The sequence below is a fragment of the Pseudoalteromonas sp. S2893 genome, from assembly GCF_005887105.1.
Classification (GTDB): domain Bacteria; phylum Pseudomonadota; class Gammaproteobacteria; order Enterobacterales; family Alteromonadaceae; genus Pseudoalteromonas; species Pseudoalteromonas atlantica.
Genome location: NZ_PNCY01000051.1, coordinates 1 through 24,077, shown reverse-complemented (window position 1 = coordinate 24,077; position 24,077 = coordinate 1). Strand labels below are relative to the sequence as shown.

Here is a 24,077-nt window from a genome sequence, read left to right as displayed (position 1 = left end):
TCGGCTGTTTTATCAATGTTGGTTGTAATGTCTGCTAATTTGTCTATTTCAACGGTGTCTCTTGCTGTGGCTTCATTGCCAGCTAAATCAGAGACGTCGGCTCTTGCCACAATATCGCCATCGTTTAAAGAGCTTGCATCTATAGGAGCTGTGACATATTCACCATTTTGTACAATTGCTTGCACAGCTATATCTGGGTTTACACCATCCCTTAGGGTGATAGTTACAACTTGGCCATCTTCAATGCCACTCACAGTGCCACGCACTACAATTTCTTGATTTTCGTTACTGCCATTAATAACCGAATCAGCTGTTTTATCAATGCTAGTTGTGATTGCTGCAGTTGTGTCTATTTCAACATTATCTTGGGCACTAATAGGGTTACCGGCTGCATCAGCAACCTCTGCTGTGGCGATCATAGTGCCATCATTTAAGCCTGTTGCGTCCATTGGCTCTGTAACATATTGACCATTTTGAACTACAGCCTGAGTAATTACCGGAGGGTTAATACCGTCGCTCAACGTTACAGTAACTATTTGGCCATCTTCAACATCTTCTACAGTACCGCGTACAACCACACCTGCATTTTCTGCTGTATTAACATTATCGCGAAGATCGTCGTCTTGCCCGTTAATCACTCCATCATCTGTTTTATCTATTGATGCAGTTATTAATGCGCTGTTATCTATTTCAAAAGAATCTTCTGCAACTGCGGTATTTCCAGCCGTATCAAGCACACTTGCTGATACCGAAATATCGCCATCATTAAGTGCAGAAATATCCACACCTGAAAGCGCGTAATTACCATTTTCAACAATTGCGGTAACAACCACTTCATTGCCTACAGAGTCTGTAAATATAATGGTAACTTCTTGGCCATCTTCAACACCATTTACTATGCCGCTAAGCGAAATATCGGTGTTTTCAGCGCTGCCATTTATAACGCCATCTTCAGTTTTATCAATATTAAGTGTTAGCGTGCTTTGAGTGTCTTTTGCAAAAGTAACCTCTTGAGTGGCCTCATTTCCAGCTGCATCAAAAATACTTATTTGCGCTGAGATTTCGCCATCAGCTAAAGATTCGATATCACCGCTAATTTGCCAATTCCCATCAGCATCAACTTCAGCTGTTACTACTACTTGCTGATTATTACTATCCGTAAAAGTAACGGTAACTAATTGGCCTGGCTCAATATCTGTAACCGAGCCACTAAGTTGTACATTATTTTGCTCGGCGCTATTAATAACCCCATCAATATCTTGTGCTACTATGCTTGTTGCAACAGAGCTGTCATATTGCGCTTCATCGCTCGCGCTTGCTGGGTTTCCTGAAATATCTTGAGCAGTTGCATTTGCACTAATAGTGCCATCATTTAACGATGAAATATCAACACCGGCTATTTCATAACTGCCATTAACTACGATTGCCGTTAATGTAATTGGAGGGTTAACACCGTCACTCAATACAACAGTCACTGTTTGGCCGTCTTCAATACCAGTTACTACACCTCGTACAGTTACGTTACTCTCTTCTTCGCTATTGATAACGCCATCTTGTGTTGAGTCTATTTCGACGGTGAGCTGTGCTGTTTTATCATGTGAAATAACCTGAGACGCGGTGCTTTCGTTACCCAATAAATCTTGTGCTTGCGCGGTTGCTGTGATCTCTCCATCACTTAACAAAGAAATATCGACTTCTAATTGGTACTGGCCATTTTCAACAACAGCCTCAACACTCACTTCATTGCCATCTATGTCTGTTAAGGTTACTAAGACTGTTTGACCATCTTCAATACCTTCAACTGTTCCGCTTACTTGTACTACGTTTTCTGAGTTATTTATTACGCCATCTTCGGTTTCATTAACGTCTATTGTTATAATGGCCGTAGTATCTTTTGAGAATGATTTTTGAGTTTGCGTGTCATTACCCGCTTCATCAATGGTACTAACTTGTATGGTGTAATTTCCATCCGGTAAATCGGCAAAAGGCTCAGGGCCAACACTCCATTGACCATTAGTGACTGTTGCCTCATACGTTGCTATAGGGTTACCTTGCGCATCAAAAATGGTCACTGTTACCAGCTGTCCATCTTGCACATCTTGCACTTCACCTTCAAAATCAATTGGTTGATTAGTGTTTAAGCCATCCTCAAAATCAATAAAAATATCTGCTTGAGTATCTTTTACTTTAGTTTCACTCGCTGCATCATCTTCGTTACCCCCTACAAGAGAAACCGTTGCAGTCACTTCACCATCATTTAGAGCAGTAATATCAATATTTGTTACAGACCAAACACCATCTTGCACTTCGGTTGTAACAATTATTTCGTTGCCGTCGCTATCACTTAAAACTATTTGTACTAACGAGCCATCGGGTACATTTTCAACAGTACCGGAAAATTCCAAAGCCACAGCATCGTATTTATTAATAAACACACCATCGCCACCGAGCTGACCTACAGTAAAAATAGGGTCGGGTCTAAACTCAATAAAATTAGGAGCTTCTTCTTCTGTTGTTTCGGTAGGTGTTGTTTCATAGCCTGATTCAGGAACAAGTTCTTGCCCTTGGCGAGCAATAAGTTGATAGGCCACTTGAGCTTCATTAGCATCACTTGAAGATAAAGATGTAACGCTACTGGTATTGCTGCGGGCGTCAAAGGTACTATTTTGGCTTAAATCCGATACAAGCTGTGAAATAATATCTTGAGGTACAACAAGCTGTTCACTGGCTTCAGAAAAAACCAGCTCGTTCCCCTCTAGCGCAATGTCGCTGCTATTTAAAACAGGCAGGTCGGCAAATTGCTCTGGTATAGAGTCTACCTTGACCCAATCTCCATTATCCATAACAACCCAGACATCACTTAGTAGTTCGACAATAACAACAGCTTTACTTATATTTTCCAAAGTGAATTTCCTAAATAGTTAATGAGAGTAAATAGCGGCTTAGCCAAAAGGTAGCTCTAATCGTTACAAAATCCAGTCAATGATACAAAAAAATAACATTGAGCAGTACCTTTTTACTGGTTTTTATAACATTTAATTTTGAAAGGTAGTTCTTATTTATAATACAATAGCAGCAATGCAATACAAAACGACCAGAAAAATGTAACTGCTATATGTATAAAACGTATAAAGGGGTGATTTGGATTCAATAAAATTTATTTATTTGTAAATTTATATGTTAGCAATTTTATTGGGAATAAATTAACATCCCTAAAGGTAGTTTCATTTCCAAATTAGTCAAGCAAATGCAAAGTGCACGTTTTATTCCCTTTAGAAAACAAGATATTGTTGATATGTGCAGCGTTGAGCTCACAAACAACTCAGAGCAAACATCGTTTAAACAATTTTGCGATTTATTAGCAAGCCTTATCCATTACGATTACCATTCAACACTTGAGTCGCTCAAAAATAACTACGCGCCCTTTGATCCCAATAGCGATACGCGATCTTTAGCGCCAGTATCAGCTGATCAAAAAGCGCAGTGCCAACGCGAATTTGCTAAAGATTTTGCTAAGGTACTTAATGCAGCTAACTTTGAAGTGATCACCCATCAAGACCTGCAAGATGCACTCAACGAAGAATCCCTTTTTAAAGTACGCCTTGAGGTAGAGTTTGACGACTTTGAAGAAGTGGTTTTTTACCGCCGTGGCGAATCACAACTTACTGAAACCATAACCAGCTTTTGGGGCTTGCGTAAAAAGCCCCTGCACTTTACCAATTACGACCGCGTTGCAGTGTTTATTCGCTTTAAAGATAAAGCCTACTTTGAGGCTAAAAATAAAACGCCTTTAGGGTTTGAGCCAAGCTCTACCATAGTTAAGCTGTTTCAAAATGTACCAAAAGCCGACCTTGAAATGCTATTTCCGAATAGCGAAGTACGTATGCGCCCTATTGATAAAGTGATTATTGGCTCATCGGCTTTAGTAGGCGGTGCTGTGGTATTAATCACTAAGCTTGGCGCATCTATTTTATTGTTATTTGCTTTATTTGCTTTTTGGGGTGGCTTTAGAAGTGAAGCCGTAGAAATGACCCAACAACACTTTATTACCTTTGCTATTGGAATGGGGGTTTTTGGCAGCTTTATTTTTAAAGAATGGAGTAAATTTAAAAACCGTAAAATTAAATTTATGAAAGCGCTAAGCGATAACCTCTACTTTAAAAACCTAGATAACAACGCCGGTGTTTTTCACACCCTTATAGACGCCGCCGAAGAAGAAGACATAAAAGAAGCCCTGCTTGCCTATACATTTTTATTAAAATCAGAAAGTGGCTTAAGCGCACAGGCGCTTGATGAGCAAATAGAGGCGTGGTTTAAAACAAAGTATAAGTGCGAGCTCGATTTTGAAATTAGCGACGCGCTTGAAAAGCTCACTCGGATGCGTTTAGTAACCTGCACTAACAATTTGTATAGTGCAATAAATTTAGATCATGCAAAAACTATTTTGGATGAGCGCTGGGATAATCTGTTTCAATATAATTAAAATGTTTAAAACAACTTTTTTCTAAACTCAGTGGGTGACACGCCCACTGATTTTTTAAACCGTTTTGAAAAATTAAATATATTAGGGTACCCCACGTATGCGGCAATATGGGCAACCGGCCAGCGGGTATTTAGTAGCAAGTTTTTAGCCCGTTTAATACGTAAGTAAATAAGCTGCTGCATTGGGCTTTTACCAAATTGCGCTTGGCATAACCTATGTAAATGCGGTGCTGAGTAATGTACTTGTTCGCACATAGCCTCTATTGTCCAATCAAACTGCAGGCGCTCTTCTACTTCTAAAAACAAGCTGGTTAATCTATTTTGCCCGCCTATTTGCGGCTCGCTTTGAAGCGTAGTATTTAAGTAGTGGCTTAAAATAGGCATTACGCCTTCGCGCAAAGTAGCGTTTGCCTCGCTGTATAAAAGCTCCATAGCTAAATGTAATGGCGCTAACTGCTGATTAGTTAATACTTTAGCCTGCGCTAAATTTAAATGTTGCCAGCGCTTGGTATTTGCAAGGTTTAGCCAAATCACATCCCATTTTTCGCTCGCTATTTCTACCTCAAAACTTTGCCGTGCTGGCAATATAGCTAAGCTATTTTCGGCAAGTACATATTGGTTATTAATGGTTTTTAGCGTGCCCTGACCACCCAAAGTATAAAAAAGAGTGTGTTCAAGCGGGTTGGTACGTGCAACACAATAATCGCCCAATAAATTTGAGCAACCTGCCAGCTCTATTTCAAGGCTTGGCATTTGCGAAAGCGTGTTTAAATCAATAAACCGCTCTGTACACTCTGGGCCAATATTGAGTACATCTACAATGGTGTTGCGCATAATTAAAAATGATAGTTTTGGACAAATAAAAGAGAGCTTTAAGCATAACTGCAACGCATTATTTTAGCTATATTTAAGCCACTATAATTGCCACACATGCAATAGGACACGAATGAACTCACTACAGCACATAATTAACCGCCGCGATTGGGAAAACCCTATTTCGGTGCAAGTTAATCAAGTAAAAGCGCACAGCCCACTTAATGGTTTTAAAAGCGTTGACCATGCCCGTAGCAACACACAATCACAAAAACAAAGTTTAAACGGCCAGTGGGATTTTAAATTATTTGATAAGCCCGAAGCGGTTGATGAGTCATTGCTAAGTGATGCACTCGCCAGCGACTGGCAAAGTATTCCAGTGCCTTCTAACTGGCAACTACACGGCTTTGATAAACCTATTTATTGTAATGTTAAATACCCCTTTGCAGTAAACCCGCCATTTGTACCAAGCGATAACCCAACAGGTTGCTACCGCACAGAGTTTACTATTACGGCGGAGCAATTAGCGCAGCGTAATCATATTATTTTTGAAGGCGTAAACTCGGCGTTTCACCTTTGGTGTAACGGGCAATGGGTGGGCTACTCGCAAGATAGCCGCTTACCCAGCGAATTTGATTTAAGCGAGCTGTTAGTGGCTGGCAGCAATCGCATTGCGGTTATGGTTATTCGCTGGAGCGATGGCAGTTACTTAGAAGATCAGGACATGTGGTGGCTAAGTGGCATATTTCGCGATGTTAATTTACTTACTAAACCGCAGCACCAAATACGCGATGTATTTATAACCCCAGATTTAGACGCCTGCTACCGCGATGCCACTTTGCATATAAAAACCGCAATAGATGCACCAAATAACTACCAAGTCGCAGTACAGGTTTTTGATGGTGAACAGGTACTGTGTGAGCCACAAATACAAAGCACTAACAATAAACGCGTTGATGAAAAAGGCGGCTGGTGCGATGTCGTATTTCAAACAATTGATATACAAAACCCTAAAAAATGGACCGCCGAAACCCCGACCTTATACCGCTGTGTTGTAAGCCTGTTAGATGAGCAAGGCAATACAGTAGACGTAGAAGCCTATAACATTGGCTTTAGAAAAGTAGAAATGCTTAACGGGCAGCTTTGCTTAAACGGCAAGCCGCTGCTTATTCGCGGTGTAAATCGCCACGAGCATCACCCAGAAAACGGCCACACAGTGAGTACCGCCGACATGATTGAAGATATTAAGCTGATGAAGCAAAATAACTTTAATGCTGTACGTACCGCTCACTACCCTAACCACCCTCGTTTTTACGAGCTGTGTGACGAGCTAGGTTTATACGTAGTAGACGAAGCCAATATAGAAACTCACGGTATGTTTCCTATGGGTAGGCTTGCCAGCGATCCGCAGTGGGCTGGCGCATTTATGTCGCGCTATACGCAAATGGTTGAGCGCGATAAAAACCATCCCTCTATTATTATTTGGTCATTGGGAAATGAGTGCGGGCACGGTGCCAACCACGATGCGATGTACGGCTGGTCTAAAAGCTTTGACCCATCGCGCCCCGTGCAATACGAAGGTGGCGGCGCAAATACCACAGCAACCGATATTATTTGCCCTATGTACGCCCGTGTAGATACCCATGTTGCCGACGACGCCGTACCTAAATACTCTATTAAAAAATGGTTAAGCCTACCGGGTGAAACGCGTCCACTTATTTTATGCGAGTACGCCCATGCAATGGGTAACAGCCTAGGTAGCTTTGACGATTACTGGCAAGCATTTAGAGAATATCCGCGTTTGCAAGGCGGCTTTATTTGGGATTGGGTAGACCAAGGTTTATCTAAAACAGATAAAAACAGCAAGCATTACTGGGCTTACGGTGGCGACTTTGGTGATGAGCTAAACGACCGCCAATTTTGTATAAACGGCTTATTATTTCCAGACCGTACACCGCACCCAAGCCTGTTTGAAGCTAAATACAGCCAACAACATTTACAATTTACGCTGCGAGAGCAAACTCAAAACCAATACACCGTTGATATATTTAGTGATTATGTATTTAGAGCAACCGATAACGAAAAACTTATTTGGCAGTTAATAGAAAATGGCCAATGTGTAGAACAAGGCGAGCAAGTTATTAATATTGCTCCGCAAAGTACGCAAACGCTAACTATTAATACAAAAACGGTGTTTAAAGCAGGTGCGCAATATCACCTTAATTTAGATGTTGCACTGATTAACGACTCAAGCTTTGCAAGTGCCGAACATGTATTAAACACCGAGCAATTTAAGCTTATAAATAGCCAAAGTTTAAGCGCTGATACATTTTCGCCTGCTTTAGCAAACGCCTCAACGCACGGCGCACTAAATATTAGCGAAACCAACACACAGCTAAATATTGAAGGCGATACCTTTAAACTTGTGTTTAATAGCCAATCAGGCCTTATTGAGCAATGGTTACACAATCAAACCCAAGTTATTAAAAGCCCATTGGTTGATAATTTTTACCGCGCCCCGCTTGATAACGACATAGGCGTAAGCGAAGTAGACAACCTAGACCCTAACGCATGGGAAGCACGCTGGTTAAGAGCGGGTATTGGGCAGTGGCAGCGTACATGTCGCTCGTTTGAAGTAGTGCAATCAACCGTAGATATACGTATTACCTGTGTATTTAGTTATGAATTTAATGGCGCAGTACAAGCAAAAACAACATGGCTTTATACACTTAATAATACAGGTGAAATTAACTTAAATGTTGATGTACAACTAAACGATACTCTCCCACCCATGCCACGCATAGGGTTAAGCACAACGCTTAATAAACCAAGCGATACACAAGTAAATTGGCTTGGTTTAGGCCCATTTGAAAACTATCCAGATCGCAAAGCGGCTGCGCGCTTAGGGTATTACAGCGCACAATATAATGAGCTACATACTCCGTATATATTCCCAACCGATAATGGCGTACGTAGTGATTGCCAATTACTAAGCATTAGTAATTTAACCGTGACTGGTACGTTTTTATTTGCCGCCAGCGATTACTCACAAAGCATGTTAACGCAAGCAAAGCACACCAATGAGCTAGTAGCTGATGATTGCTTACATGTACATATTGACCATCAACATATGGGTGTTGGCGGCGATGACTCGTGGAGCCCAAGTACCCATAAAGAGTATTTACTAGAGCAAAAGCAATACAACTACTCTTTAAAATTTAGTGCTAAATAAAACAGCGCTTAACCCATACAAAAATAGCGGCTAATTTAGCCGCTATTTTTTAATACTGAATTGTTATTTACTACTACTGAGGCAGCGATTTATTCGCTAACTTTTTAGCAATTACGTTATCAACCGATAAGCTACCTGCACCTTGTATAGCCAGTGCAGCCGTGGCAACTAACAAAGTAAGTGCGAACTCATAGCCGTTGTTTGCTACAAATAAACCATGACTAATGTGCACGCTAAATATCGCAATCAGCATAGTAAACGCCGTAACTACAGCCGCTGGGCGCGTTAATAAACCAATGGCTAAAGCAATGCCGCCAAAAAATTCAGCGCTGCCTGCCATCATTGCAAGCCAATAGCCTGGCTCAAGGCCAATGCTTGCCATCCACTGCCCTGTGCCTTCAAGGCCGTAGCCGCCAAACCAAGCAAATAATTTTTGTGCGCCGTGCGCTGCTAAAATTAAACCAACGGGTACACGTAAAATAAGTGCTGCCATGCCTGCGTTAGAGCTTAATAATGAGTGTAAGTATTTCATAGTGTGATCCTGTTTTATTGTTAATAAGGCTAGTAACCAATGAGTACAGTTTACTATCATCATTTAAAACAATTAATACGAATATTATTGCCAAATTATCAACATGGTGTTTTTAATTGCTTAGTTAAGCTGCGCCTATTTTGTACTTAGCGGGCATAAACACCTCAGGAGCTAGTTTAATAGCGCACTTTTAAGCGTTATTAAACAGTAAACTAATAGCTAAATAGTCCGTCTCTGCTAGTATAAAAAAAGTAGTAAAAATTGGATCCGCTTATGAGCTATAAAGGTAATAGATTGACGTTTTTCCCACCTAAAAATAAGGGGGCGCTCTTTTTTGTTTTCATTACTTTGCTCGCGTTATTTATTACTTTTGATTCTCATGCTGCCGATACATGTAAAATAAAGCACTTAAACTCACCCACGCCTGCCTCTGTGCTAAAGGTAAATACTCCTTCTGAACTCACAGCTCAACGCGGTGTTAATCAATACCAAATAAGTTGCTCTGTTAAAAACGGTGGCGTACTAAGCTTTTTACGCCCGGGGTTAGATAGCTTTACTTGGCAGCAAAACAACACTATAAAAGCGCCCTTAAAAGCAGGGCAAGTAGCCTACTTAATGGACTCGGGGGCTTTTACAGCCACAATAACATTAGAATCAAAGCTTAATTACACACCGCGGTTTAAATGGCAGCCAACTCACATTTATTTAAAAAAAGCGCAGCAACATTCGCTGATTATGGGCTCATTTTATGGGTTGTGCATTACGCTTATTTTTTATGTATTAATAATGGGGCATAGACTTAACGAAAGTGTATTTAAGCTCTACAGCATTTACATTTTTTGTATTGGCAGCTTTATTTTACTCCAAGAAGGGCAACTGTATTTATTTGTAACGCAGCATGTCTCTGGCGTTATTTTTAACTTATACCTACTTAGCATTGGCTTAACCGTACTAAGTGCCACGTGGTTTATGCTTGCGTTGCTAGAGACTAATAAACGCTGGCCTAAATTAACTAAGCTGCTCAAAACATTGGCCTGTACTGTAATGCTATGCGCGGTACTTAAAATGCTCGTTACCGACCTGTTATTTTGGACAATAGCAGGGCATATTATGGCTTATTCTTCGCTGTTTATTGTGGCTGTTATTTTTACTTTAGCAGCCATGCAAGCCCTCAAAGGTGTACGCGAGGCAACACTCGTATTTGTAGCGCTTAGCTTTGTATTAGTAAGTATGATTTTTAGGGTGCTGCTTATTAACCAAAGCCCGTTTATGCAGCGTTATGGGTTTGTGTTAGCGTTTGCGGTTGAATCATTTTTGTTAGCTGTTGCGGTTTCAAGGCGTATAAGCCGAATGAGAATTGCACAAAAGCGCGCCGAAACCGAAGCAGACTACGACCCCCTTTGTGGTATTTTAAACCGCAGGGGCTGGGCTAAAAAATCATCCGCGCTTATCAATATGCACGCCAAAAAAGGCGGCGTATTATGTTTGATGTATATAGATTTAGACGACTTTAAACAAATAAACGACAGCTATGGGCATGCTGTAGGCGATGACGCTTTATGCAACGTTGCCCGTTGCTTAAAAAGCAGTGTTCGCAGCAGCGATGCTGTAGGGCGCTTAGGCGGTGATGAATTTGTAGTGCTTGCACATTTTTATACTAATGCGCAGGTAAATCCTAAAACTCATCATTTAAAAACCGCCTTAAATAGGCTCACAATAAATCACAACAACGACCCTATAGCCATTAAAGCAAGTATGGGTACTACCGTATTTAGTGAACCGCCCCACTCTATTGATGAAATTTTAAAAGCGGGCGACACCGCCATGTACCACGAAAAAATACAACGAAAGGTTAAACCGCTCACGTTAGTAGATGGCTAAATTTAGGCAATACTGCTTATTGCTATTAAACCGTAGCCGGCTTGGCAAATTGTTTACGGTTTACATAGTGGCTCATAATAATGGTAAATAAAGTTGAGCACACTGCAGCCGCTGCATATACCTGCCAAATCACAAATTCAAACTTAAGCGCGAGTGCAATCACAGCAAAAAACACACACCCCCCTAACGAGCCAATAATGCCGCCGTTAAGCACCTTATACGCCGAGTATTTTTTATCACTTGCATGCGCAATACTGCCCATAACCGCCAAAATTACCGGAAAAGTAGAAAGTAACCCGCTCCACATTGCCCCTATTTTTGCCGATATAAACGTAACTAACATAATAAAGCAGCTGACCAGTAACATTTTTAGCGGCAGCTCCCACGCAGCGGTAAAAGGTTTGGCATCGGGCGCAAATTTTAACTTACTCGATGCCAGCGCAAGCACCAATAAAGTGCTAAGCGAGAGCACCGATGCAAAGGCAATATTCACCGGCAATAACAAGGTAAATGCACTAAAAGCGCACCATAGTGTTAATGCAGCAAACAGCGCTTTAACTACCCCATATTTTGCAAGCATGGCAGCATAACAAAAACAAAATAAGCCTATACCACTCATGCCATACAGCGACGCCACAGCCGAGTTACTCGCAAATAACTTACTTTGCTCAAGCGCAATAAAATACGAAATAGGGCCCGATGTAATAGGCAAGCCCGGAATAATACCGCTCACAAAACTGCCAAAGCGTTTTTGAGCAAAGTGAATAAATAATAAAAGTAATGGCGCAATGGTGAGTTTTAACAGCAACATAAATAACTATAAAGAATGAGAGTTGCGCGTTAGTCTACGTTTAAAATTCCGTACTGTAGAGTGAATAAATATCACTCATACGGTGTAATTATTTTCATCTATAGGTACAAAAAAGGCCTCTACAAAAGTGGCCTATTCTTTAATAAATATTGCTTACGCTTTTTTAAATAAAACCTCAGGGTTTACCATGGTTTTCATTTCAAGCACGTTGCCGTTTGGATCTTCAATAAAAAAGGTTTCTTGTTCAAACTCATCACCAACAAAGCGGCGATACGGTTTATCTAGGTATTCAAGCCCCGCATCTTCTATACGTTTTTTTAAACCGTTAAATTCATCTTCAGATAAGTGAATACCAAAATGCGGTACCGCCACTGCGCCCATATCTACATCGTGGCGAACAGTGGGTAAGCGCTCTTCGCTTTGATGTAATGTGAGCTCATTACCCCAAAAGTCTATGTCTACCCAGCGCCCTTCTTCGCTGTTCCCTGTTTTACAGCCAAGCACATCACAGTAAAACGTTTTCGCTACTTTTAAATCGCCAGCGGGTATAGCCAAGTGCAAACAGTTAGACATAAATTACCTTTAATCTTTTAAATTTTTATATTAATAACCTCTATTATACATAAAATATAATTTATGAAACATTAACAGCCACAAATAAGCATAGTTAATACCAACCCAGATTAAAAAGTAGCCTTAATAACATTTAACGCTAACACCCACATTTTATTTATTAGAGATAGTTAGAAAGCGTAAAAGGATTAGTTTAAAATGCGCTGCTATGATTAAATTCTTATTTTTAAAATTTATAACCTTCTTTTTAGGCTTTGTAGCCTGCTTTGCCATGCACACAACTTTTGCATTGCCTTTAGTTATTTCGGCGGCGCTTACAGGGCTAATTGGCTCGTTTATTCCTTTTCCTGCTCGGTTTAAAAACCATCCCTATGCGGCTATTTACGCAGGTAGTTTTGCCGGTATGTGCTCTACACACTTAATTACAAGTTATTGGGAAATAGCCATAATTTCTGTTATTGGAGCCAGTTTATATGTACTTACCATAAATATGTTTACCGGATTTGGCGGTAAGCTAGGTAGTGTTGCCTTTGCAAGCGTGGCTTTATTTATGTTGGCCAAAGGAATGGTTTTATGAATTTAGAATACCCATTTATAGCCTTATTAGGTGCGTTTTTAACGTTTTACTTAGCCAAACATAATCGTTTTGACGGCATACGTGCATCGGCCTCGCTTTCTATCATTGCTTATTTACTATTAAGTGCTTTAAACCTAACCCCCGACTTATACTCAGTCGTGTTTTTTGGCGGCACATTTATAGGCATGAGCGCCCCACACCGATTTGGTATTTATACCGTGGCCAGCTCATCTATTTTATTTTCGTTTTTATTTGAATACCTAGTACCAAAGCTTGATGGTTATGGTGGTGCCTTAGGTGTGAGTGCGTTTTTATCTATTTGTATTTGCCACATGTTTATTTTACTCGGAGCGCCAAGAAGTAAAAAGCCAAGCTCTTAAAAGCAAGCTAAAACCAGTAAGTAACTTGTTTATTTTATTGCTTAAAGTAAACGCAACATGAAAAAATTCATAGCTAGTTATGTTCCTTTTTTCTACAACTCTGTTAGAATCCTCCGCGATCTTTATTTACCCTAAATAAAGACTAATCGTATATGGATTTATGAATATGAAAAAAATAATCGCAGTAGCAGCACTTTCTTTACTTCCTTTCTCTAACGCAATGGCTGACCAAGATATTGGTTGTGGCCTAGGCTCTATGTTATTTGCTGGTCAGCAAGGTAAAGGCGTTAAAATTTTAGGCGCTACAACTAATGGCACTTCTGGTAACCAAACTTTCGGTATCACATTTGGTACTTTAGGTTGTGACGGTACTGGTACAGTTACTTCTTCTGAAAAAATCGCATTATTCATCGATGGCAATATGGAGCAACTTGCTCGTGATATGTCTCAAGGTGAAGGCGAAACTTTAGCAACACTTGCTGAGGTTTGGGGCGTTTCAGAACAAGATAAAGCAGCATTCAACAAGCTTGCTCAAGCACAGTTTTCTTCAGTATTTACTTCTGAGAACGTAACTTCACAAACAGTGTTAGAAAACCTAAACGCTGTTGTAGCAAGCGATGCACAACTAGCTTCTTATACTCTTTCTTAATCAGCTAAATTAGCCGGTTTTATATGTATAAATAAAGCCGCTAGAGTATCCTCTAGCGGCTTTTTTATGATTTAGTGATTATGAAAAAAATATTATTTACCTTGCTAGCCATACTTTTTAGTACGCATTCACATGCTAAAAGTATTGAAAAAAGTACCTTAGCCACACACCCTTATTGGCTTAAACTGGGCCACTACAGCAATACCACATTAGGTAGCTTTAAAAGCGAAGTAGATAGCGCCGAGTTTTTTTTATCGCCTACAGGTAAAACCAGCCCAGTAGATGAGCTAAATGCCACCATTAACGCATTTAATGCCAATAAAAGCAGTCAACTAAAATACAGCTGCCAATTTCCAGCTCGCTACACATGGCTAAAATCAAAAATTAAAAACAATTGGCCTGCTCTTGATTGCGCTGAGCTTAAGGCCTGGCAACAAGTCATTAATCCTAAAGGGGTTACGCTTGTATTCCCTACAGCATTTATGAACAGCCCTTCTTCTATGTTTGGGCACACTTTGCTGCGCATCGACGCTAAAGATCAAACCCGTAGTAAAGAGCTAATTGCCTTTGCTGTAAACTTTGCGGCAGAACCTGATGGCTCAGATAACGCTGCTATGTACGCATTAAAAGGCCTTATTGGTAGCTATCCGGGTAAGTTTTCGCTTATGCCGTATTATAAAAAAGTACGCGAATATAATGATTTAGAATCACGCGATATTTGGGAATACAAACTCAACTTAACCGAGCAACAAGTTGAGCTGGTGTTACTGCATTTGTGGGAGCTACAAAACGCCACTTTTGATTACTTTTTTATAGACGAAAATTGCTCCTATCAGTTACTCGCGTTACTGCAATTAGCAAATGAGGAGCTTAACTTAACCTCACAATTTAATATGCAGGCTATTCCTTCAGACACTGTTGCCGTGTTAAGGGATAACAATTTACTGCAAACGCCAAATTATCGTCCCGCCTTTGGCACTAAGTTATTCCACTATTCAACACAATTAAGTGACCAACAACTAAGTGATGCCAGAGCCCTTATGCAAGGCAAGCCATTAAATACACGTAATTACTCGCAGCAAGAACTTGTTGCCATATTAGAAATGGCGTACGAATGGTTAAATTTTGAATTTTACGAAAAAGCACTTAACCGTGAGGAAATAGCCCCTCGTCTTACTAAGTTACTTTTAATGCGCAGTAAGTATGCGGTTCCTTCACCTTTGTCTAAGCCGACAAAGCCTAAAGCATCACCAGAGCAAGGCCATGGCTCTTCAAGGCTAACGGCTAAAAGAGTGCAAAATAATAACCAGCAAAACACCACCAATGTAGCTTATCGCCTTGCTTATCATGATTTACTAGACAGACCCGCAGGCTTTATACCCGGTGCACAAATTAGCTTTTTTGACTTATCAGCCAACCTATCAGATAGCGGGAATAGCCAGATTGAGCACTTTTACTTACTTGATGCTATGTCGCTTGCCCCCGATAACCGTGTATTTGATAGCTGGTCGTGGAATATAAAAATGGGCTTTGATAGGCAACCAAGCCCAAACAAACGCTCTGGCCGTTTTTTTACTAAGGGTGGATACGGTAAATCTTATGGCAATCCAAACAGTGTGCATGGCTACATTTTGGGACAGTTTGAGCTAAATACTGGAGATATTACTAACCAGCTCAGCGTTGGATTAGGCAGTGAGGCGGGCGTTATTTGGCAAGTAAATAACAATCACAAACTAGCCCTAACAGGTAATATGTTTTGGCTAAGCGATAATAATGCTAATAACCACAGCGAAGCTACCCTAACCTGGAGCTACGCGCTGTCGCGTAATATAGCGCTTCGCAGCCAAATAAAGCACGAAAAATGGCACAGCTATAATACTGCGGCTAGTTTTGCAGTGCAGTTTTACTTTTAAGTCTGTTATTTAACTTTAACGCTACTGGTTGGGTAGCCAAATAGCACTTTGCATTTAGCTTTTAATCCTTTCGCCGTATAGGTACTTTTTAATAAATGAGCCCACTGATGAAACGTTATTATTAGTGGGTTATTACTATTTAGCTGCCCTACTATGCCGTATTTACAGGGCTGATTTTTGTCTTCTTCTACAAAGGTGCCAAATAACTTATCCCAAATAATAAGTACACCTGCAAAATTTTTATCAAGGTAGCGTTTATTAATTGCATGATGAACCCTGTGGTGCGATGGCGTATTAAATACGCTTTCAAACCAGCCTAATTTAGCCACTATTTGCGTGTGCACAAAAAATTGATACGCCAAATTAAGTGCCACTACGCTAAATACGGTTAAAGGGTCAAACCCGAGCAGTATCATAGGTAGCCAAAATACCCACATGCCGGCTACTGGGTACATTATGCTTTGCCTAAACGCAGTGGTAAAATTCATTTTAGTGGAGCTATGGTGAACCACATGCGCAGCCCACAACCAATGAATATGATGCGACGCACGATGAAACCAATAGTACAAAAAATCTTGCAGTAAAAATGCAAAAGCAACGCTTAATACACTTAGCTTTATATCAAATAAGCGGTACTCGTAAAGCATGTAAAGAAATGGCATAAGTAGCAGCAGTGCTATTGCATCTGCGCCTTGGTGCAACAAGGCTAAAACGGTGTTTGCTAGGCTGTCTTTTATATTGTAATAGCGCTTAAATTTTACAAATTCAAAGCATACAAACACTAAAAACACAGGGCTTAGGGCAAGTAAAATAATTTCTGAGTTCATACTTTGCCCACCATAAAGTAATGCTGCAGTTTATTTAATGCCTGGGTTATATCTTTACTAATTAGGTGTTTTAGCAAAGCATTTGGCAGCCACCACGGCGCTTTGCAGCGTATACAATAATTAAGCTCAGTAGTGATACTTTTAGCGCCTTTATTAGCAACTAAATAAATATCACCTTGATGGTGTGCCACAGGCTTATTGCCTACTATTTGGTAGCAAATGTGGCTGGGGTTAGCCATTATTATACGCTCATTAAACGTAGCATTTGCCATTTTCACTTGCCTAATAGCGCCTTTACCGCCTTTTAGCTCACCGCTATTTGCTGTTTTTATTAGCTCAAACTTGGCATTAAAAAAGCGATCTAACTGCTGATGATCCAACAAGGTGGTTATTATTTGCAAAGGATCTGCATTAAGCGTTTGTTTTATTGATATAAAGATCATTGTTTACAGCGAAGATAATTACTCATGTAACTAGCATATAAAAATTGAACATGGCAAGCTTGCTCATACACGACCATTTTTTAGCTTTAGACGACAAATGCATACACTGGCTGATCATTACTTTTCGAGCATTTTAGATTACTTGCAAACCCAAGGGATTGATTCTAATACGGCTCTTAAGGCAATCGGGTTTACTGAATTTAGTCGCCAGCATAGTCAGCAATTAGCACCCCGTATTAGTTTACAAAGTTACAATGCGCTGCTTGTGTACGGCCAAAAAGTGCTAAACGATGCGCTGTTTGGTTTTACTTTAGGTATGCACATTCGCCCCGCAGATTACGGTATATTGGGCTATTTAATAGAATCGAGCGATACCCTAAGTAGCGCTATTAAGGCACTGTTAAATTACGACAGCTTAGTGGCAGATATTGGTAAAGCGCAGTTTTTGCAAACTGCAGACACCGCTACGGTTCGCTGGCATGCTCATCCTCATTGTAATGAACAAGTAGTATTACGAAACATGACTGCGTGGGTAAGCGTTATTCGCCAATTAATAAACGCATCGCTTTGCCCAAGCAGTATCAGCTTTATACATAATTGGCCTAAAAGGCACACACAACTGTTAGAGGCGTGGTTTAAATGCCCCGTTATAAGCGGCGCAGCGCATAACCAAATAAACTTTCCGAGCAGTTATTTAAACCTTGCCTTTAAAACCGATAACGCCATTGTAAATGCTACATTTAAGCAGCTTTCACAACAGCAGCTATCGCGTTTTAAAAGTCAGCTGTGCCTAACAGAAAAAGTTAAACAGCTACTTATTGCAAAAACAACATTACAAAATTGCCAGCTTATTGCAGTTGCAAGCGCACTGAACGTAACACCGCGCACACTACAGCGACATTTAAAAAAACAACATGTAACCTTTGCGCAATTGCTTGAACAAGAAAGAAAAAGCCGCTCCCACACGTTAATTGGCACGCTCCCACTTAGCGAACTAGCTAACCTGTTAGGCTTTAAAGATCAGAGCTCGTTTAATCGTGCTTTTTTACGATGGCACCATTGCACACCCACACAATTTTTAAAACGTAAATGAACCGCAGTGTTATTCACATTAAATAAACATTTATGGTATACCTTTTAATCAACACTCTTTAAACTAGAGCGCATAATAATTAAAAATGTGGGTTTTATTTGTGCGTGTAGTATTAAGTATTTGTGTGTTTATGCTTTATAGCGCCATGTGCAACGCACAAACCATTATCTTTGTAGCAGAAGATCTCCCGCCTTATCATTTTATAAATGAAAATAACGAACCCGACGGCGCATTAGTCGATTTAGCCAAAGCCACCATTAAACACACAAAGCTATCCGCCAAGTTTGAAATAATTCCTATGGCGCGTATTTTTACAATGCTTGAAAACAACCCAAATGCAATTGCGTTGTCTCTTTTAAAAACCCCCATTAGAGCAAGGCAATACACCTGGCTAGGTGAGTCATACTTTGCCGATGCTTATTTAGTTAGCTTAAAAAACCGTACTGATGAAGTTACCCACCTTAATCACGCAAAATTTTACCAAGTGGCCACAATACGTGGCTATTCAAGTGCCACCTATTTGAAAAACGCCGGTTTTACCGAAGACAAAAACCTAGTTCTTGTAAGCTACTATCAGCAACTGTGGCAAATGCTTTATAAAAAACGCATCGACTTTGTACTAACCAACACACTTACGTTAAATAACGAGCTAAAGCACTCTGGCCTAAATCCCAATTTAATAACGAAACGAATTCATTTAACCGACTACCCTTCAAAATTATATTTTAGTGCCAACAAAACCCTAGATAAACACACCGCAAGCGCTATTAGCCATGCACTTAACACGCTAAAAGAAAACGGCGAATATCAGGCTATTTTAACCAAATGGCAGCTACCGCTTCCGGCTACTGCCAACAAGTTGTAATAAACAGGGTCTATAATTTTAGCAACGCAAACACTGCTAGTTGGCTATGCGAACAATTAAAACACCTCAGGGTATAAAACTCAGTTACCAAGACGAAGGCGATAAAAAAGCCCCCGCAATCATACTTATTATGGGTTTAGGCGCACAAATGACCGTGTGGCCGGACTCGCTTTACTACACCTTAGTAAAAAAAGGCTTTAGGGTTATACGCTTTGATAACCGCGATACTGGCCTATCTACCCATTTAGAGCATCACCCTAGCCCGAGTTTATTTAAATCGTGGTTAAGTAAACGCCTGCCCATACGCACGCAAACGCCCTATTTACTTGATGATATGGCAAACGATGTATTGGCGCTTATGGCGGCCCTTAAAATAAAAAAAGCACACTTTGTAGGTGCTTCTATGGGCGGTATGATTGCTCAGCTAATTGCAGCTCAACATAAAAAAAAGGTGCTAAGTTTAACCACTATTATGTCAAGCTCTAGCCTGCCAAGGCTGAGTGCCAAAAGCATTGGCGTATTTATAAAGCTTGCCAAATTAAAGCCAAAAACATCCAGCCGTGATGAGGCGATAAACTACAACATTAAACTTAACCAACTTATTGGCAGCCCCGCTTATCCTCAATCAGAAGACGCACTTCGCCATCATGCAACGCAAATTGTAGAGCGCTCGCATAATCCAAGTGGCTACAAACGCCAACTTATTGCTATGGCCGCGAGTAAAGATAGGCAACATTTAATTCGTAAAATTAAAACGCCTACTTTAGTAATTCACGGCAGCGACGATGTGGTAATACCCGTAAGAGCAGGCAAAAAAACGGCAAGCCTTATAAAAAAAGCCAAGCTAAGAGTAGTCCCTGGGATGGGCCATAACTTTGCGCCAGAACTTATGCCTCTTATGACAAAGTGGATAGTTAAGCATGTAAAAAAAGCGCAGCGCAAACACCTAAATAAAAAACGTAAAAAACAACAGCAACAAAAAACCACTTTGGTATAACCAAAAAGGCACTATAAAAACTACACAAACAAAAAATTGGTAATGTTGATATTTTAAATTGGTATGTTAGATTAAAGTTAAGCGAAGTTAATATCGCTCATTTTTAATATCATCACACAGAGACAACAATGAAAAATCTAACATCTACTTTTAAACTCACAGCACTGGCTGCTGTTACCCCTTTGCTATTTATGGGCTGTGCCAGCACAAGTACACCTGTTGATAGTAATGCCGCAGTACCTGCGTCAAAATTTGATTTATCGCAATGGAAAATCAACGTACCTGTAGATCTCAATAACGATGGAAAAATAGATACCATAGACGTAGAAGAGATCCAAACCTACGCGCACCCTGATTTTTTCTACCTTGATGATCAAGGTTATATGGTATTTACCTCGCCAAACAAAGCGCTTACCAGTGCCAATTCAACCAATACCCGCAGTGAACTAAGGCAAATGATCCGCGGCACCAATACCAAAATAAAAACTAAAAATTCAAAGAATAACTTTGCCCTAGCTGTACACCCGCTATCGGAGCGCTTTGGCTCGGTAGGCGGAAAAATGGAAGCCACGCTAAAGGTGGATCATGTTGCGCTTCGCGCTAACGATCCTAATAAAAAAGCCGCTTATTCTGTGGTGGTAGGGCAAATTCACGCAGGTAAAGATCAAGCCCTAATAGATACAAAACTGGGTTTTGGCTGGGGTAACGAACCACTTAAAATTTATTATAAAAAATGGCCTGGCCATAAAACCGGATCTGTTTTTTGGAATTACGAACGTAACTTACCAAAAAAAGATCCTAACCGAACCGACATTACATACCCTGTGTGGGGTAATACCTGGGAAAACTCGGACGATCCCGGTGCGACAGGCATAGCGCTTGGCGAAGACTTTAGTTACACAGTAAACGTGCATAAAAACATGATGTACTTAACCTTTAGCGCCCAAGGCAAAAAAGACGTTAACTACGCAATTAACTTAGGCAATAACGTAGATGCCTATGGCAAGGTAGATGAAAAAGATCACCCTAATGGCTATGCTGCCGATTGGCATTACTTTAAAGCGGGTGCATATAACCAATGTAGCACCAAAAGCGCTAAAGGCATTTGGTACCCAGGTTGTTTAGGCACTGGCGATTGGGCTACCGACAAACAAAATGGTGATTACGCCCAAGTGAGCTTTAAAAAATTAGTATTAAGCCCATCAACTAAGCCGTAAGCGTTGTTGTAGTTAAGTAGTTTTTAAGTGATGTAAACAGTGGCGATGGTAAATTATTAATGTCGCACCAGCGCCACTGCATACATTTATTTGGCTCGTTTAGCACAGGCTCGCCGCCCTCGTAATCGGCTTTTACATATAAAGTAATGTAGTGTTTATTCTCAGCACTAAAAATATCGTTAGTAAAATCAAGCTTGGTAATTTTACTCACATTTAGCCCTGTTTCCTCAAATACCTCGCGTATTGCGCACTGCTCAACACTTTCACCAAATTCTAAATGTCCACCAGGCGTTGCCCATGTATTTGCACCATGCGACCCTATTCGCTCACCTAATAAAATAGTGTTTTGGCGCATTATAATAACCGCAACCCCTACTCTTACTACGTTACTCATATTGTATTTTCTCTTATTTTAATTGCGCGCCATGCTGAGCCACACGCTTTGTATTGTCAATTTTGTATTTTAAAACCCAAAGCGTTGATTAACTTTTAGCCGACCATAGTCGAATACCTATCGGTTAAAAAAAAGCCTACCTTTTGTAAGGTCTCTCACACACATTTAGTATTAGGAGCCCACTATGTTAGGCCCATATAAACAACAATACGAAAGCTTTAAACAAAACCCAGCACAATTTTGGCTTGAACAAGCAAAGCGCCTACCTTGGTATAAAAAGCCTGAACACGCCTACACACAAGACACTGACGGCCTTTACCATTGGTTTGATGATGGCCAACTAAACACCAGTTTTTTAGCGCTCGACCAACACGTTATTGCCGGTTTTGGCGAGCAAACCGCGCTTATTTACGACTCCCCCGTAACCAATACGCAGCAGAAGTATAGCTACTACCAGCTACAGCAAGAGGTAGCTAAATTTGCCGGTGTAATGCAATCGTTAGGCGTTAGTAAAGGCGACCGCGTTGTTATTTATATGCCCATGATCCCCCAAGCTGTAATAGGCATGCTGGCCTGCGCCCGATTAGGCGCTATACACTCTGTGGTATTTGGTGGCTTTGCAGCGCATGAACTCGCCGTACGTATAGACGATGCTAAACCTAAACTCATACTGAGCGCTTCGTGCGGTGTAGAGGTAGATAGCGTAATAGAATATAAACCGCTGATTGATCACGCCATAGATCTTGCCAATCATAAAATAGATCACTGCGTTATTTACCAGCGCGAACAAGTAGCTGCCACGCTTATCCCCTCAAGAGATATTAACTGGGATGAGGCAATGCAAACAGCCACTGCAGTAGAGCCAGTACCTGTAAGTGGGCGTGATCCTCTTTATATTTTATATACCTCAGGCACCACAGGCACGCCTAAAGGCGTAGTGCGTGAAAACGGCGGCCATGGTGTTGCTATGCACTACAGCATGGAAACCGTTTACGGCATGCAGCCCGGCGAGGTGTTTTGGGCTGCCTCAGATATAGGCTGGGTCGTTGGGCACTCCTACATAGTGTATGCCCCGCTAATTTATCGCTGTACAACAGTATTATTTGAAGGCAAACCAGTTCGCACACCTGATGCCAGTGCATTTTGGCGAGTAGTAGAGCAATACCAAGTAAATGCATTATTTACAGCGCCCACTGCGTTTAGAGCCATCAAAAAAGAAGACCCAAATGCAGAGGGCTTTAAGCAGTACAACACCAGTAGTTTAAAACGACTATTTTTAGCTGGCGAGCGGCTCGACCCGCCAACGTACAACTGGCTAAAAGAAAAAACTAACCTGCCAATACTCGATCACTGGTGGCAAACAGAAACCGGCTGGGCCATTGCCTGTAACCCCGTAGGCATAGAAGAATTAGTAACAAAACCAGGTAGCTCTACCGTGCCAACTCCTGGGTTTGATGTGCAAATATTGAATATGCAAGGCGAGCAATGCGCACCAAACGAGCAAGGCGTGGTGGCTATAAAATTGCCGCTGCCACCAGGTTGCTTACCCACCATTTGGCAAAACACAGCGCGCTTTAAAACCGGTTATTTAACACAGTACCCGGGGTATTATCTTTCCGGCGATGGTGGTTACATAGATGACGATGGTTACCTATTTATAATGGGCCGCACCGACGATGTTATAAACGTAGCAGGCCATAGGCTTTCAACCGGCGAAATGGAAGAAATAGTCGCATCCCACCCAGCCGTTGCAGAGTGCGCGGTGTTTGGGGTTACCGATACACTAAAAGGCCAATTACCGATGGCCATGATCGTACTTAAAAACGACTTTACCGGCTCCCCTACTGATGTAGAGCAAGAGCTTGTGCAAACAGTACGCAACCAAATAGGCGCTATAGCGTGCCTTAAAACGATAGTAAGCGTAGAGCGATTACCAAAAACTCGTTCAGGTAAAATACTACGCAAAAATTTACGTCAACTGGTCGATGGCGACGAACTACAAATACCTTCAACCATAGACGACGCCGGTATTTTTGAAGAAATAAACCAGCAGCTCACCCTGCGTTAAATCCAACCTAACAAAGCCACTTTATATTTAAAATAAAATGGCTTTTACTTTGACTGAAATTTTATACTCATTAGCACTTTCTTACTTAATGCTAGGGTCTGTTGATCTTTTAAGGTTAAATTTGCAGCTGTCTGTTTGGTATTTAGGCAAGGCAGAGCCTATATAGTGTGGTTGTTCCCCACAAATAGGCGATAACGTAGCATTAATGCCAAACAGGCGCTGCCCAAAGGGTTCTTCCTAGGGGCTATTTACTCTTTGTTGCCTACATGGATGTAGGTAAAGGGCGTGAGCAGGACGCGGAAGCTTTGCTCGGCTTTTACTTAGCCTACT

The 24,077-nt window shown here is 40.9% G+C and carries 20 protein-coding genes; 12 read left to right on the top strand and 8 right to left on the bottom strand.

The window, feature by feature from the left end:
* Positions 1-2,903: beta strand repeat-containing protein (locus CWC04_RS17705; protein WP_249326195.1), on the bottom strand; the 2,903-nt coding region annotated here is incomplete at its 3' end.
* Positions 2,904-3,247: 344 nt separating this feature from the next.
* Here CWC04_RS17705 and CWC04_RS17700 point away from each other — a divergent pair.
* The gene (locus CWC04_RS17700) at positions 3,248-4,483 is read left to right on the top strand and encodes a TMEM143 family protein (RefSeq protein WP_138686040.1); all 1,236 of its coding nucleotides are present in this window, start codon (positions 3,248-3,250) and stop codon (positions 4,481-4,483) included.
* A gap of 5 nt (positions 4,484-4,488) precedes the next feature.
* Here the strand turns inward: CWC04_RS17700 and CWC04_RS17695 are convergent, their stop codons facing one another.
* Complete coding sequence (locus CWC04_RS17695; RefSeq protein ID WP_138686039.1) at positions 4,489-5,316, bottom strand: AraC family transcriptional regulator; 828 nt, start codon at positions 5,314-5,316, stop codon at positions 4,489-4,491.
* Between the two features lie 112 nt (positions 5,317-5,428).
* Between CWC04_RS17695 and CWC04_RS17690 the strand changes: the two genes are divergently transcribed.
* Positions 5,429-8,527 carry a beta-galactosidase gene (locus CWC04_RS17690; protein ID WP_138686038.1) on the top strand — a complete coding sequence of 1,033 codons (3,099 nt, stop codon included), beginning with the start codon at positions 5,429-5,431 and terminating at the stop codon, positions 8,525-8,527.
* Between the two features lie 73 nt (positions 8,528-8,600).
* On the opposite strand, the gene CWC04_RS17685 is transcribed toward CWC04_RS17690, so the two are convergent.
* Entirely contained in the window at positions 8,601-9,059 is a 459-nt protein-coding gene (locus CWC04_RS17685) for a DoxX family protein (protein WP_004586061.1), read from the bottom strand.
* A gap of 273 nt (positions 9,060-9,332) precedes the next feature.
* Between CWC04_RS17685 and CWC04_RS17680 the strand changes: the two genes are divergently transcribed.
* Positions 9,333-10,940 (top strand): sensor domain-containing diguanylate cyclase, encoded by a 1,608-nt coding sequence (locus tag CWC04_RS17680; RefSeq protein WP_138686037.1) that lies wholly within the window; start codon positions 9,333-9,335, stop codon positions 10,938-10,940.
* A 25-nt stretch (positions 10,941-10,965) separates the two neighbouring features.
* Here the strand turns inward: CWC04_RS17680 and CWC04_RS17675 are convergent, their stop codons facing one another.
* Positions 10,966-11,751, bottom strand: coding sequence for a hypothetical protein (locus CWC04_RS17675; protein WP_249326192.1), 786 nt, complete (start codon positions 11,749-11,751; stop codon positions 10,966-10,968).
* A gap of 153 nt (positions 11,752-11,904) precedes the next feature.
* Positions 11,905-12,324 (bottom strand): VOC family protein, encoded by a 420-nt coding sequence (locus CWC04_RS17670; RefSeq protein ID WP_024033213.1) that lies wholly within the window; start codon positions 12,322-12,324, stop codon positions 11,905-11,907.
* A gap of 271 nt (positions 12,325-12,595) precedes the next feature.
* Here CWC04_RS17670 and CWC04_RS17665 point away from each other — a divergent pair, with 271 nt between their 5' ends.
* The 4 genes from CWC04_RS17665 to CWC04_RS17650 all read left to right on the top strand — a co-directional run bounded on the left by CWC04_RS17665 (position 12,596) and on the right by CWC04_RS17650 (position 15,843).
* On the top strand, positions 12,596-12,901 hold the full coding sequence (locus CWC04_RS17665; RefSeq protein ID WP_036963831.1) for a hypothetical protein: 306 nt from the start codon (positions 12,596-12,598) through the stop codon (positions 12,899-12,901).
* Positions 12,898-13,281, top strand: coding sequence for a hypothetical protein (locus tag CWC04_RS17660; protein ID WP_138686036.1), 384 nt, complete (start codon positions 12,898-12,900; stop codon positions 13,279-13,281). The genes CWC04_RS17665 and CWC04_RS17660 overlap by 4 nt, the downstream gene beginning before the upstream one ends.
* Positions 13,282-13,447: 166 nt before the next feature.
* Positions 13,448-13,930 carry a DUF3015 domain-containing protein gene (locus CWC04_RS17655; protein ID WP_024033216.1) on the top strand — a complete coding sequence of 161 codons (483 nt, stop codon included), beginning with the start codon at positions 13,448-13,450 and terminating at the stop codon, positions 13,928-13,930.
* An 80-nt stretch (positions 13,931-14,010) separates the two neighbouring features.
* A complete protein-coding gene (locus CWC04_RS17650; RefSeq protein WP_138686035.1) occupies positions 14,011-15,843 on the top strand; it encodes an Lnb N-terminal periplasmic domain-containing protein in 1,833 nt (610 codons plus the stop codon).
* A 5-nt stretch (positions 15,844-15,848) separates the two neighbouring features.
* Here the strand turns inward: CWC04_RS17650 and CWC04_RS17645 are convergent, their stop codons facing one another.
* Together CWC04_RS17645 and CWC04_RS17640 are read right to left on the bottom strand one after the other, a co-directional pair.
* Positions 15,849-16,670: a sterol desaturase family protein gene (locus tag CWC04_RS17645; RefSeq protein ID WP_138686034.1), complete on the bottom strand. Its 822-nt coding sequence runs from the start codon at positions 16,668-16,670 to the stop codon at positions 15,849-15,851.
* A complete protein-coding gene (locus CWC04_RS17640; protein WP_138578510.1) occupies positions 16,667-17,113 on the bottom strand; it encodes an SRPBCC family protein in 447 nt (148 codons plus the stop codon). The genes CWC04_RS17645 and CWC04_RS17640 overlap by 4 nt, the downstream gene beginning before the upstream one ends.
* A 97-nt stretch (positions 17,114-17,210) precedes the next feature.
* Here CWC04_RS17640 and CWC04_RS17635 point away from each other — a divergent pair, with 97 nt between their 5' ends.
* The 4 genes from CWC04_RS17635 (at position 17,211) to CWC04_RS17620 (ending at position 21,285) form a co-directional block, all read left to right on the top strand.
* Complete coding sequence (locus CWC04_RS17635) at positions 17,211-18,206, top strand: AraC family transcriptional regulator (protein WP_138686033.1); 996 nt, start codon at positions 17,211-17,213, stop codon at positions 18,204-18,206.
* A gap of 85 nt (positions 18,207-18,291) precedes the next feature.
* Positions 18,292-19,071 carry a substrate-binding periplasmic protein gene (locus CWC04_RS17630; RefSeq protein ID WP_138686032.1) on the top strand — a complete coding sequence of 260 codons (780 nt, stop codon included), beginning with the start codon at positions 18,292-18,294 and terminating at the stop codon, positions 19,069-19,071.
* Positions 19,072-19,117: 46 nt separating this feature from the next.
* The gene (locus CWC04_RS17625) at positions 19,118-20,068 is read left to right on the top strand and encodes an alpha/beta fold hydrolase (RefSeq protein WP_126008073.1); all 951 of its coding nucleotides are present in this window, start codon (positions 19,118-19,120) and stop codon (positions 20,066-20,068) included.
* Between the two features lie 128 nt (positions 20,069-20,196).
* Positions 20,197-21,285, top strand: coding sequence for a polysaccharide lyase family 7 protein (locus tag CWC04_RS17620; protein ID WP_126008075.1), 1,089 nt, complete (start codon positions 20,197-20,199; stop codon positions 21,283-21,285).
* On the opposite strand, the gene CWC04_RS17615 is transcribed toward CWC04_RS17620, so the two are convergent.
* Entirely contained in the window at positions 21,275-21,679 is a 405-nt protein-coding gene (locus CWC04_RS17615; RefSeq protein ID WP_029772935.1) for a nucleotide triphosphate diphosphatase NUDT15, read from the bottom strand. The two genes, CWC04_RS17620 and CWC04_RS17615, sit on opposite strands and share 11 nt — an antisense overlap.
* Before the next feature lie 184 nt (positions 21,680-21,863).
* Between CWC04_RS17615 and CWC04_RS17610 the strand changes: the two genes are divergently transcribed.
* Positions 21,864-23,747 carry an AMP-binding protein gene (locus CWC04_RS17610; RefSeq protein WP_126008077.1) on the top strand — a complete coding sequence of 628 codons (1,884 nt, stop codon included), beginning with the start codon at positions 21,864-21,866 and terminating at the stop codon, positions 23,745-23,747.
* The last annotated feature ends 330 nt before the right edge of the window (positions 23,748-24,077 follow it).